The organism is Afipia sp. 1NLS2 (assembly GCF_000178995.1).
In the GTDB taxonomy this organism is placed as follows: Bacteria; Pseudomonadota; Alphaproteobacteria; order Rhizobiales; family Xanthobacteraceae; genus Afipia.
In genome coordinates this window covers 80,722-92,698 of sequence record NZ_ADVZ01000004.1, presented here as the reverse complement: position 1 = coordinate 92,698, position 11,977 = coordinate 80,722, and the positions used below count along the sequence as shown (strand labels likewise).

Genomic DNA, 11,977 nt, shown 5'->3' with positions numbered 1-11,977 from the left:
ACGGTTGATGGTCCTTGCAGCCAAGCCCGGTCCCCTCAGTGCGCCGCGTGACCGGCTTCCTCGCCGGTGCCCTCGAGTCCAGCCGAAATGCGATCGACCCACGCGATGCCCAGCGCGGAGAGCACGAACACGACATGAATGATGGTCTGCCACATCACGCCTTCGGTCGTGTAGTTGGTGGTCCGCCCGACACCGCCGAGGTTGCCCGCCTCGATGAAGGTGCGCAACAGATGAATCGAGGAAATGCCGATGATCGCCATCGCGAGCTTGATCTTGAGCACGCTGGCGTTGACATGGCTCAACCACTCCGGTTCATCCGGATGGCCCTGAAGATTAAGACGCGACACGAACGTCTCGTAGCCGCCGACGATCACCATCACCAGAAGGTTCGAGATCATCACCACGTCGATCAACCCGAGCACCACCAGCATGATCTGCTGCTCGGTAAAATCGAACGAGTGGCTCATCAAATGCCAAAGCTCTTTCAAAAAGAGAATGGCATAGACGCACTGGGCAACGATCAACCCGATATAGAGCGGCAATTGCAGCCAGCGCGAACTGAAGATCAGCATCGGGATCGGACGCAGGCCCACCCCCTTGGGTGGCAGCGGCGTCTCTGGGGTCAGCGACATGATGGGACTGGCTCCGGCAGGTTCAGGACGAATCTCAGAAGGGAATCATGCCAGATTCGCCATCCCCGCGCTTCGCCAGCCCTCCGCCGCGACGGCTTTTTCCGCCGCCGGAACGCTTCAGCGCACCGCGACCAGAAACAGACGCGGGAAATGCAGCAGCACCTTGCCATCCTGCTGCGGCAAATAGCTCGCCGCCACGCGCGCGGTATATTGCGCGAGGAACTCCTTGCGCTGAGGCACTTCAAGCGGATCGAGGAACGGCCGCAGCCCAGTTCCCTTGACCCATTCGACGATCTCGGTCGCATCGTTGAGGACGTGATTGTAACCCGTGTGCCAAAGCTCGAACCGCGAGCACAGCGGCTGCAAGGCATCGTAATAGACGCGCGGTGACGGGAGTATGTCGCGCAGCCTGGTGACATCCGAAAGAGCGTCGCGCCAAGGCCCATCCAGCGCCACCTCGCGCATCAGCACATGCGTCGGCTCGGCGAGATTGTCCGGCATCTGCACCGCGAGCACGCCGCCCTGCGGCAACGCCGAGAGCAGCCTTTTCAGTTGCCCAAGATGATCCGGCACCCACTGGAAGATCGCGTTCGCGAACAGCACGTCGGCGTCCGCCGGCGGTTTCCAGTGCGAAACATTGGTCTCGATGAACTCGACGTTCGGCAGACGCTCCCGCGCCTGCCGCAGCATATCGGCGGAGGTGTCGATGCCGGTGACCGTCGCGTCGGGCCAGCGTTGCACCAGAAGCTCGGTGGAATTTCCCGGCCCGCAGCCGATGTCGACCACATGCCGCGGCGCGGTCAATGGAATCTGCGCGAGCAGATCGCGCGACGGGCGCGTGCGTTCATCCTCGAATTTGAGATATTGGCGCGCGTCCCAGTCAGCCATGATCGAACCTACCGCGTCAGCTTCTTGTACTTCACCCGATGCGGGATCGCGGCATCCTGGCCGAGACGGCGCAGCTTGTCCTTCTCGTAATCCTGGAAATTGCCTTCGAACCATTCGACATGGCTGTCGCCCTCGAACGCCAGCATGTGGGTGGCGATGCGGTCGAGGAACCAGCGGTCATGGCTGATGATGACGGCGCAGCCCGCGAAATCCTCGAGCGCCTCTTCCAGCGCGCGTAGCGTATCGACATCGAGATCGTTGGTCGGTTCGTCGAGCAGCAGCACGTTGGCGCCGGACTTCAGCATCTTGGCAAGATGCACGCGGTTGCGCTCACCACCCGACAGCGCGCCGACCTTCTTCTGTTGATCCGCGCCCTTGAAGTTGAACGCCGAGCAGTAGCCGCGCGAGTTCACTTCCTTCTTGCCGAGCAGAATCTGGTCGTTACCACCGGAGATTTCTTCCCACACGGTTTTCTTGCCGTCGAGCGCATCGCGCGACTGATCGACATAACCGAGATGCACCGATTCACCCGTGGTGATGGTGCCGGCATCCGGCTTTTCCTGTCCCGTGATCATCTTGAACAGCGTGGACTTGCCCGCGCCGTTGGCGCCGATCACGCCGACGATACCGCCCGGCGGCAGCTTGAAGGTGAGGTTGTCGATCAGGAGGCGGTCACCAAACCCCTTGGTGAGGCCCTCGAAATCGATGACGTTGTTGCCGAGACGCTCTGCCACCGGAATGATGATCTGTGCAGTCTGGCTCTGCTTCTCGTTTGCCTGCTTGAGCAGGTCCTCGTAACGCTGATAGCGCGCCTTGGACTTGGCCTGACGCGCCTTCGGCGAGGACGCGATCCATTCCTGCTCGCGCGCCAGCGTCTTCTGATGCGCGGCGTCCTCGCGGCCTTCCTGCTCGAGGCGCTTCTGCTTCTGCACCAACCACGACGAGTAATTGCCCTCGTAGGGAATACCTTTGCCGCGGTCGAGTTCGAGAATCCAGCTGGTCACGTTGTCGAGGAAGTAGCGATCGTGGGTCACGATCAGGATCGCGCCCGGATAGTTGCGCAAATGGCCTTCGAGCCACGACACGCTTTCGGCGTCGAGATGGTTGGTCGGTTCGTCGAGCAGCAACAGATCCGGCGCATCGAGCAGCAGCTTGCACAATGCGACGCGGCGGCGCTCGCCGCCCGAGAGCTTGGTCACATCGGCATCGTCCGGCGGACAACGCAGCGCGTCCATCGCCTGATCGACCTTGCTGTCGAGATCCCACAGGCCCTGCGCCTCGATCTCGTCCTGCAGCTTCGTCATCTCGTCGGCGGTCTCGTCCGAGTAGTTCACCGCAAGGTCGTTGTAACGGTCGAGGATCGCCTTCTGCTTGGCGACGCCTTCCATCACGTTCTCGCGGACCGACTTGTTCGGATCGAGCTGTGGCTCCTGTTCAAGATAACCGACGCGCGCGCCTTCGGCGACCCAGGCCTCGCCGTTATAATCCTTGTCGATGCCGGCCATGATCTTGAGCAGCGTCGATTTACCCGCGCCGTTGACGCCGAGCACGCCGATCTTGGCGTCCGGGTAAAACGACAGATGAACGTTATCGAGCACCTTGCGAGTGGGATAAGCCTTGGTCAGGCCCTGCATGAAATAGACGAACTGGCGCGCCATCGTGATCCTTCAAAGCCTCTCGGGAAGCCAACCTATGCGGGAATTTTTACTTGCTGCTGATGTAATGGGACGGGCCGAAAAGGGCAACCATCGGCTGCCTTCGTTCGCTCTCGTAAGTGTTCGAACGTCAGGTTTTTCAGTACTTTCCCACCGCAAATCGCGTTTCAGGCAATCCCGCGGCATTGCTTTGGCGCATGCCATCGCGCGCACGCGAAGGCGAAGTTCCGTGCCCGATCCAGATCGGCTCGAACGGGCGCGGACCGGGAGTGAAGTTTCCGGTCGCCTCGCCGCTCCGGACGGAGCGATGAGCGTCAAGCGCGCAGAATGTCGCACGCGCTTTTCAGCGATTGACGCTGCTTCCCGCGCCTCCTACCACGATTTTGCGCGCCGGGCGCAAACGACATCATCCAACACTCGCGAGGTCCGCCTTCGAGAGCGGCTGCATGCTGTCGTGTCTGAGAACTCACAGGTGAAGGATTAAATGCTCGACGAAAAACTCCAGCCAATTTTTACCGATGTCCTGCGCCGCAATCCCGGCGAAGAAGAATTCCATCAGGCGGTCCGCGAGGTGCTCGACAGTCTGGGCGCCGTCATCGCCAAACATCCACATTACGCCGAAGACGCCCTGATCGAGCGCATCTGCGAGCCCGAGCGGCAGATCATTTTCCGCGTGCCGTGGACCGATGACAAAGGCAAGATTCACATCAATCGCGGCTTCCGCGTTCAGTTCAATTCGGCGCTCGGCCCGTTCAAGGGCGGCATCCGTTTTCATCCGACGGTCTATCTCGGCACGATCAAATTTCTCGGCTTCGAGCAGACGTTCAAAAACGCGCTCACCGGCATGCCAATCGGCGGCGGCAAGGGCGGCTCCGATTTCGATCCGAAGGGACGCTCGGATCGCGAGATCATGCGCTTCTGCCAGTCCTTCGTCACGGAATTGTATCGTCACCTCGGTGAATATACCGACGTGCCCGCCGGCGACATCGGCGTCGGCCAGCGCGAGATCGGCTACATGTTCGGTCATTACAAGCGCATCACCAACCGTTACGAATCCGGCGTGTTCACCGGCAAGGGCATGACCTGGGGCGGCTCGCAAGTCCGCACCGAGGCGACCGGCTACGGCGCGACCTATTTCGTCGAACGCATGCTGCGCACGCGCAAGCAGAGCTTCGACGGCAAGAAGGTGATCGTCTCGGGCGCGGGCAACGTCGCCATCTACACGATCGAGAAAGTGACCGAGCTTGGCGGCCGCGTGATCGCGTGTTCGGATTCCGGCGGCTATGTCGTCGATGAAGCCGGTATCGATCTGGCGCTCCTCAAGGAAATCAAGGAAACCAAGCGCGGCCGCGTCTCCGACTATGCGAAGGCGCGCGGACGCGGCGCAACCTTCCTGCCCGAGGGGCGAATCTGGGACGTGCCTGCGGATGTCGCGATGCCGTCGGCGACGCAGAACGAACTCAACGGGCAGGATGCCCGCACGCTCCTGAAGAACGGGCTGATCGCGGTCGGCGAAGGCGCCAACATGCCTTCCACGCCGGAAGCGGTGCGGGCGTTCCTCGACGCCGGAATCCTGTTCGCGCCGGGCAAGGCCGCAAACGCCGGCGGCGTTGCGACCAGCGCGCTCGAAATGCAGCAGAACGCATCGCGCGATTCATGGACCTTCGAGGCCACCGAGAAGCGCCTCGAAACCATCATGCACAACATCCACGACCGTTGTGCGGAGATGGCCGATACCTATGGCGCACCCGGTAATTACGTGCTCGGCGCCAATGTCGCGGGCTTCATCCGCGTGGCGGAGGCCATGCGCGCGCTCGGCATCGTCTGACGCCGCAAAATATCGCGCGAAAAGAAAAGGGGCTGGCTCGATGTCGAGCCAGCCCCTTTTTTCAGATTTCAGAAGATACGCTCAGCGCACCGTCACCGGGCTTGGCAGCGGCGGCACCACCGTCGGCCCCTGATTGGGAACGCCGATGTTGGCGGCAGCACCATTGCCGGCCGAGCCTTGCGGCGCGGCGCTGGCGGACGGGCCATAACCGGCCGTACCGGCGGCGGGCTGAGCCGTCGCAACCGCCGGCGGCGGACCGCCCGGCAACACCACGACGCGGGTGCCGACCTTGACGCGATCGAACAGATCCTCGACGTCCTCGTTCAGCATGCCGATGCAGCCCGAGGAGACGAACTTGCCGATCGTCGACGGCTGGTTGGTGCCATGAATGCGGTACACCGTATTGCCGAGATACATGGCGCGCGCGCCGAGCGGGTTGCCGTCGCCGCCGGCCATGAAGCGCGGCAGATAGGGCTGACGCTCGATCATCTCTGGCGGCGGATGCCAATCGGGCCACTCGGCCTTGCGGGTGATCTTCTGCACGCCGGTCCAGGTGAAGCCGTCACGTCCCACGCGCACACCGTAGCGGATCGCCCGGCCATGGCCGAGGATGTAATAAAGCTGCGTGTTCGCGGTATCGACGATGATCGTGCCCGCGGGCTCCTTGGTCTGGTAGTTGACCTCCTGACGGCGCAGGCGCGGCGACAATTCCTGACGGGGGCCGGTTTCCGGCTGGTCCTCGGCCGGCAAGACGGCGACCGTCATCGGACGGCCTTGCGAATCGACTGCCGGGCGCTGCGCACCGGATGCATCGACGCTGCCGGGCGGACGCGGATTATCGTAACCCGAGGCGTTCTGCGGCTGCGGCGCCCCCTGCTGGCCGTTGTTGGAGTAATTCAGCGGCGGCGCACCCGGCGGACGGCCGTAGCGCGGATCGTCCGGCGACAGGATCGGCCCCTGCGGGTAGGCAGGCTGCTGCGCGGAAGATGACTGATAGCCGGGCTGCGGCGGACCGGGCTGCTGGAAACCGGGCGGCGAGAGCGAGCCGTCGCCGCGATCGCCGACGCGGTCGAAATCCGGCGCGCGGTTCTGCTGGTAGGGATCGGGCTGCTGCTGCCCATAATAGCCGGGCTGCTGATAGGTCTGAGCCTGCGTGGCTGGAACTCCGGCCATGCTTGCGGCCAGCACCAGAAGGCTCGTCGAAAGGCGATTGGACATCATGCCCCTATGATAGTGCGAAGCGAACACCGTATCGTTAATGCAATCGCTCACGATAGCGGCACATTCAAGACATGAACCAAAAAAGCCTGCCTGTGCTGACTTTTTTGCGACATTCGGGAACACAAAATCGCTATCCACCGTGAATTCGGGCCCTGCGGGGGTTTTCGGCGGCGCGCCTGCCGATCCGGGGCTATCCTTGGATCATCCTGATTCGACGGTAGTTTTTGGGCCACAGGCCGCATGGCCCATCACCCATCGCTCAGGCAAGGACTTTGGTTCTCGATTTCGCGCTCTGCTGGCAGGACACGATTGCACCATGCTTCCCGGGTTCCGGCTTTTGGCGATCATAGTGGCCCTTGCGGCATCCGTGCTGGTTTTCGGTCTGGGTGCAGCGGCATTTCTGCGCGCGACTCATGAGGAATTTGCCGCGGCCCCGCTGCGGAATCTGCAGACCCCCGTCTCCAGCTTCGTCGTCGAGACGCCGACGCTTGCGGTGTTGCAGGTTGAGCCACCACCCGCTGAACCACCACTTGCCGAGCCGCCAGCCTCGCAGCCGGTAGACCCGGTTCTGGCCCCAGCTCCGACCCCTGCGCCCACTCCTCTTATTACGGAAGCCGAAACGGCCACGCCTGAAGACGAAGCGGCCATTCCGCGCATCGTCATTCCGGACCCGCCATCAATTCCTTTGACCGATGCCATCACCACGGCCAGCATCGAGGCCCAGCCACAACCCGCAGCCAAGCCTGCGGCGGCACCGGTATCAGCCATCAAGACCAGAGCCGTCGCACGGAAGCGCGCCGCGATCCGCGCCAAGGCGCGTGCGCGCGCCCGTGCGCATCATCATTACCGCCGCCGCATTGTTCGCCCGGCCCCGCCGCCACCCGTGGAGCAAAGCTTTTTCCCGCTGTTCGCCCCGGCGGCTACAACCGCGGCAGCACCTGCGCCGACCGTTGCCAGCACCCTTCCGCCGCGCCGATAGAGTCATCACCGCGCGAAGCAACCGCTCAGTCGATCATTGCTTGAATTATCAAGGCTTGCCGGTTGCGACCGGCGGCCCGTCGGGTAATCCCCACTCCGCCCATGAGCCGTCATAAAGCGCGCTGTCCACGCCAAGGCGCGCCAGCGCGAGCGACAGCACACCCGCCGTCACGCCCGATCCGCAGGAGGTGACGATGGGGCGCGCGAGATCGGCATGGGCCGCACTGAAAATCTTTTGCAACTCACTCACGCGACGCATCTCGCCTGTCGCCGGATCGATCAGATCGGTGAACGGCACGTTGAGGCTGCCGGGAATCCGGCCCGAGCGGCGCCCCGGCCAGGGCTCGGGCGCGGTGCCTTCATAGCGTTCGCGCGAGCGTGCATCGATCACCTGCTCGGCGCGCGCTTCGACATTCTTCCGCACATCTTCAAGGCTACGCACGCGCTTGTCATTGAGCCGTGCCTGAAAGGTTTTCGGCGCAGGCGTCACCGAAGCGCTCTCGACCGCGCCGCTTTCGGCGATCCATTTCTTCAATCCGCCGTCCAGCACCTTGACGCGATCATGACCGAACACGCCGAACATCCACCACGCGCGCGGCGCGCCCATGTAGTCGCCGCGATCGTAGATCACCACGAGATCGTCATTGCCGATGCCGAGCCCGCCGACATCGCGCGCGAACTGATCGGCCTTCGGCAACATGTGTGGCAACGAACTGGTGCGATCCGCGATCACATCGACATCGAAGAACACCGCGCCCGGAATATGCCGCGCGGCATATTCCTCGGCTGCCGTCGGCGGCCGCATCGCCGGCATCCGGTAGGCCGCGTCGACGATCCTGACATCGGAATCGATGAGATGTTCACGCAGCCATGATGTCGAGACCAGCGGATCGCTCATGATCAATCCTCATGCTTTGGGCTTGTGCGGCTCGACGCGCTCGATCGGCCCGCCCGCCTCGCGCCAGGCCGTGAAGCCGCCGTCGAGATGCGCGACGGGTTTCAATCCCATGTCCTGCGCGGTCTTGGCTGCCAGCGCCGAGCGCCAGCCCGACGCACAGTGGAAGACGAACTTCCTGTCCTGCTGAAAGGCAGGCTTCGCATAGGGACTCGCCGGATCGAGCCAGAATTCAAGCATGCCGCGCGGACAATGAAACGCGCCGGGGATACGGCCCTCGCGCTCGATCTCACGCGGATCGCGCAGGTCGACAATGAGAATGCTCTCATCCTTCGCCGACCCAATCAGGTCGGGCGCCTTGATCGCCTCGACCTCGCGGTTGGCTTCATCGAGCAGCGCCTTGATGCCGCGGTGAATTGTCTGAGCCATAAGACCTCCCTGATCATTCCATAATTATCGCACCAGCTCGCGAATGGCCTGCTCAAGGCCTTCGAGCGTCAGCGCATACATCCGGTTTTCGAACAGCTTGCGGATCATCGCCGTGGATTCCGAATAATCCCAATAGCGCCGCTGCTCGGGATTGAGCCAGACGACATTCGGATAGGTCTGGATCACCCGTTGCAGCCACACCGCGCCCGGCTCGGCATTGACGTGCTCGACAGAGCCGCCCGGCACCGCGATCTCGTAGGGGCTCATCGCCGCATCGCCGACAAAGATCACTTTATAGTCGGACGGATATTTATGCAGAACGTCCCATGTCGGAATTCGTTCGTTGAACCGGCGGTGATTGTTCTTCCACACGCTCTCATAGAGGCAGTTGTGGAAGTAGAAATATTCCATGTGCTTGAATTCGGTGCGCGCCGCCGAGAACAACTCCTCGACCTGCGCGACGTGCATATCCATCGATCCGCCGATGTCGAAAAAGATCAGCACCTTGACCGCGTTGTGCCGTTCGGGCCGCAGATGCACGTCGAGATAACCACGATTGGCCGATTGCTTGATGGTGGTGTCGAGATCGAGTTCGTCGGCAGCCCCGGTGCGGGCGAATTTCCGCAAGCGGCGCAACGCGATCTTGATGTTGCGCACGCCGAGGTCGACATTGCCGTCGAGATCCTTGAACTCGCGGCGGTCCCAGACCTTCACGGCACGAAAATTCCGGTTTCCGTCCTGCCCGATGCGGATGCCCGCGGGGTTGTAGCCATAAGCGCCGAACGGCGAGGTGCCGCCCGTGCCGATCCATTTGGTGCCGCCCTGATGGCGCTTCTTCTGCTCCTCCATCCGCTTGCGCAGCGTGTCCATCAGCTTGTTCCAGTCGAGCGCCTCGAGCTTGGCTTTCTCCTCCTCGGTCAGATATTTTTTGGTGAGCTTCTTCAGCCATTCCGCCGGGATCGCGGCTCCCTCGACCGCCTCCGACAGGGACTCCAGCCCCTTGAAAGTCTCGCCGAACACGCGATCGAACTTGTCGAGATTGCGCTCGTCCTTCACCAGCGCCGCGCGTGCCAGATAGTAGAAATTCTCCACATTATGCTCGGGCAGGCCCGCGTCGAGCGCCTCCATCAAGGTGAGGTACTCGCGTAACGTGACCGGCACATTGGCCTGCCGCAGCGATGTGAAGAATTGCAGAAACATCGTGTGACGTTCGCGCACGGGTGGCTGCCCGTCAAGCACACCACCATGCAGGTTTGCGCTTTACCGGGGCGGCTTTTTGCCTACATTGGGAGCGCCTCGCGAGGCTTTTCCGGAAGACATCTTCATATGCATCCGTGAATGCCCGCCTCCTCTCGATCCAAGATCCTCGATCCAAGTATGGTTTCATGAAATTCACCGGCACCGAGAATTACGTCGCAACCGACGACCTCAAGATCGCGGTCAACGCGGCGATCTACCTGCAACGTCCGCTGCTGGTGAAAGGCGAGCCCGGCACCGGCAAGACCGTGCTCGCGGAGGAAATCGCGCAAGGGCTCAAGGCCCCGCTGCTGACATGGCACGTCAAGTCCACCACCAAGGCGCAACAGGGTCTTTATGAATACGATGCGGTGTCGCGCCTGCGCGACAGCCAGCTTGGCGACCCGCGCGTGTCGGACATCGCCAATTACATCAAGCGCGGCAAATTGTGGGAGGCGTTCACCCATGACACGCGCCCGGTGCTTCTGATCGACGAAATCGACAAGGCTGACATCGAATTCCCGAACGATTTGCTGCTCGAACTCGACCGCATGGAATTCCACGTCTACGAGACGGGCGAGACCATCAAGGCCGCGCAACGGCCGATCATCGTCATCACCTCCAACAACGAGAAGGAATTGCCCGACGCGTTCCTGCGCCGCTGCTTCTTCCACTACATCAAGTTTCCGGATGTCGAGACGATGAAGGCGATCGTCGAGGTGCATTTCCCCGGCATCAAGCAGCGGCTGGTGGACGAGGCGCTGCGGCTGTTCTTCGACCTGCGCGACATGCCCGGCCTGAAGAAGAAGCCCTCGACCTCCGAACTGCTGGACTGGCTGAAGCTCTTGCTCAACGAGGACGTCACGCCAGACGTGCTGCGCGAGAGCGATCCGCGCAAGATGATCCCGCCCCTGCACGGCGCGCTGTTGAAGAACGAGCAGGACGTGCACCTGTTCGAGCGCGTCGCCTTCCTGAATCGGCGGGAGAAGTAGCCCGCCTCACCCGGACGCTATCTTTTGCGTCAGCCGCTTGCGGAACGCGCGGTCGCGCTTGAGATGCCATTCGCGGCTCATCGCCTCGTTGCGGGTCGCGAACGTCTCCACATGCAGAAGCGCCCATGTGCGCCCGCGCGTCGAGCGCGCGCCGGTGCCGGAATTATGCTGCGCCAGCCGCCGCTCGACATCGTTGGTCCAGCCGACATAGGTCGTGGTGCGGCCCTTGTGCACGCAGCCGAGCACATAGACGAAACAGGGATCGCGCTGCGCGTCGCTCATTATTTCGCGGCCGGTTCTTTCGGCTTATCATTCGGTTTGGCCGTATGCGGCGCCGTCTTCGCGGCCTGCAACTCGCCGACCTTCGCCTGAAGGCTGACGACGGATGCCTTCAGCGCATCGATCTGACGGTTGGCGGCGTCGAGCTTCTGCTGGTGATCCTGCGTCAGCTTCGCGATGCTGCGCATCAGAAAATTGACATTACTCTGCAGGCAACTCGTCCGCCGCTCCATGGTTTTCTCAGCGGTGCAGATCTCGATGCCGGGCACGTCCTGCGCGACGGCCTGCCCGATCAATGTCAGCGTCATCGCGAACACAGCGGCCCATTTCCACATGCGACTCTCCCGGCTCGATTTCCCGGCGCGCGATGCCCCATTTTGCGACGGACATCTCAACGCGCCTTAACCTTTGGAACACGCGCGGAACGAAACGCGCCCGAATCAGCGATTCATAGCATGACCGGTTTCGTTCGCGACAAGATGTGGTGTCGCGCGCTCGCTGCTCGTCTATTTCGGCCCCTGCATCACGCTGTTTTTCCACCTGCAAGGCGTGAAAGTCTTAACGCCACACCCATTGAGGACCGCCGGCGGCCTCCCATGTGTTCTGTCAGGCCGGTCCGGCGCGAACCGGGAACCGGAGCTGTGCGTTGAGTGCCAAGAAAGCATCAAGAAACGACACAACGACAAGACAAGAGGCGAACATGACCAAGGTCGTCTACCAGATCGTCGAACATGACGGAGGCTGGGCCTACAAATCCAACGGCGTGTTTTCCGAAACATTCCCGAGCCGCAAGGCGGCCTACGATGCCGCCCAGGCTGCCGCCACGGAACAGCGGGTGCCGGGACGCACCGAGGTCATCCAATACGAGGATTCCGAGGGCAAGTGGCACGAGGAAACGGCCCGGGGCAGCGACCGTCCCTCGACTGAAGTTGCCGACGAATAAA

General features: G+C 62.3%; 13 protein-coding genes. 4 read left to right on the top strand and 9 right to left on the bottom strand.

All coding sequences use genetic code 11. From position 1 onward, the window contains the following. Positions 1-35: 35 nt before the first annotated feature. The 3 genes from AFIDRAFT_RS14550 to ettA all read right to left on the bottom strand — a co-directional run bounded on the left by AFIDRAFT_RS14550 (position 36) and on the right by ettA (position 3,178). Positions 36-632: a TIGR00645 family protein gene (locus AFIDRAFT_RS14550; RefSeq protein ID WP_009340286.1), complete on the bottom strand. Its 597-nt coding sequence runs from the start codon at positions 630-632 to the stop codon at positions 36-38. Positions 633-749: 117 nt separating this feature from the next. Then, the gene (gene tam / locus AFIDRAFT_RS14545) at positions 750-1,520 is read right to left on the bottom strand and encodes a trans-aconitate 2-methyltransferase (RefSeq protein WP_009340285.1); all 771 of its coding nucleotides are present in this window, start codon (positions 1,518-1,520) and stop codon (positions 750-752) included. Between the two features lie 8 nt (positions 1,521-1,528). Beyond that, positions 1,529-3,178, bottom strand: coding sequence for an energy-dependent translational throttle protein EttA (gene ettA, locus AFIDRAFT_RS14540; protein ID WP_009340284.1), 1,650 nt, complete (start codon positions 3,176-3,178; stop codon positions 1,529-1,531). Positions 3,179-3,659: 481 nt separating this feature from the next. Between ettA and gdhA the strand changes: the two genes are divergently transcribed. Further along, positions 3,660-5,003 carry an NADP-specific glutamate dehydrogenase gene (gene gdhA / locus AFIDRAFT_RS14530; protein WP_009340283.1) on the top strand — a complete coding sequence of 448 codons (1,344 nt, stop codon included), beginning with the start codon at positions 3,660-3,662 and terminating at the stop codon, positions 5,001-5,003. 81 nt (positions 5,004-5,084) lie between these two features. Here the strand turns inward: gdhA and AFIDRAFT_RS14525 are convergent, their stop codons facing one another. After that, positions 5,085-6,221, bottom strand: coding sequence for a L,D-transpeptidase (locus AFIDRAFT_RS14525; protein ID WP_009340282.1), 1,137 nt, complete (start codon positions 6,219-6,221; stop codon positions 5,085-5,087). Positions 6,222-6,540: 319 nt separating this feature from the next. Here AFIDRAFT_RS14525 and AFIDRAFT_RS14520 point away from each other — a divergent pair, with 319 nt between their 5' ends. After that, positions 6,541-7,203 carry a hypothetical protein gene (locus tag AFIDRAFT_RS14520; protein WP_009340281.1) on the top strand — a complete coding sequence of 221 codons (663 nt, stop codon included), beginning with the start codon at positions 6,541-6,543 and terminating at the stop codon, positions 7,201-7,203. Positions 7,204-7,251: 48 nt separating this feature from the next. On the opposite strand, the gene sseA is transcribed toward AFIDRAFT_RS14520, so the two are convergent. Genes sseA through AFIDRAFT_RS14505 form a run of 3 tightly spaced genes read right to left on the bottom strand, consistent with a single transcriptional unit; the run spans position 7,252 to position 9,726 of the window. Beyond that, positions 7,252-8,100, bottom strand: a complete 849-nt coding sequence (gene sseA / locus AFIDRAFT_RS14515; RefSeq protein ID WP_009340280.1) for a 3-mercaptopyruvate sulfurtransferase — start codon at positions 8,098-8,100, stop codon at positions 7,252-7,254. A 9-nt stretch (positions 8,101-8,109) separates the two neighbouring features. Beyond that, positions 8,110-8,526 (bottom strand): rhodanese-like domain-containing protein, encoded by a 417-nt coding sequence (locus AFIDRAFT_RS14510; protein WP_009340279.1) that lies wholly within the window; start codon positions 8,524-8,526, stop codon positions 8,110-8,112. 24 nt (positions 8,527-8,550) lie between these two features. Continuing rightward, on the bottom strand, positions 8,551-9,726 hold the full coding sequence (locus tag AFIDRAFT_RS14505; protein ID WP_009340278.1) for a vWA domain-containing protein: 1,176 nt from the start codon (positions 9,724-9,726) through the stop codon (positions 8,551-8,553). A 185-nt stretch (positions 9,727-9,911) separates the two neighbouring features. On the opposite strand from AFIDRAFT_RS14505, the gene AFIDRAFT_RS14500 reads away from it, so the two are divergent. After that, on the top strand, positions 9,912-10,754 hold the full coding sequence (locus tag AFIDRAFT_RS14500) for an AAA family ATPase (RefSeq protein WP_009340277.1): 843 nt from the start codon (positions 9,912-9,914) through the stop codon (positions 10,752-10,754). Between the two features lie 6 nt (positions 10,755-10,760). On the opposite strand, the gene AFIDRAFT_RS14495 is transcribed toward AFIDRAFT_RS14500, so the two are convergent. Both AFIDRAFT_RS14495 and AFIDRAFT_RS14490 read right to left on the bottom strand, forming a co-directional pair. After that, complete coding sequence (locus AFIDRAFT_RS14495) at positions 10,761-11,036, bottom strand: GIY-YIG nuclease family protein (protein ID WP_009340276.1); 276 nt, start codon at positions 11,034-11,036, stop codon at positions 10,761-10,763. After that, positions 11,036-11,368: a hypothetical protein gene (locus AFIDRAFT_RS14490; RefSeq protein WP_009340275.1), complete on the bottom strand. Its 333-nt coding sequence runs from the start codon at positions 11,366-11,368 to the stop codon at positions 11,036-11,038. The genes AFIDRAFT_RS14495 and AFIDRAFT_RS14490 overlap by 1 nt, the downstream gene beginning before the upstream one ends. Before the next feature lie 365 nt (positions 11,369-11,733). Here AFIDRAFT_RS14490 and AFIDRAFT_RS14485 point away from each other — a divergent pair, with 365 nt between their 5' ends. After that, entirely contained in the window at positions 11,734-11,976 is a 243-nt protein-coding gene (locus tag AFIDRAFT_RS14485) for a DUF2188 domain-containing protein (protein WP_009340274.1), read from the top strand. Position 11,977: the final 1 nt, after the last annotated feature.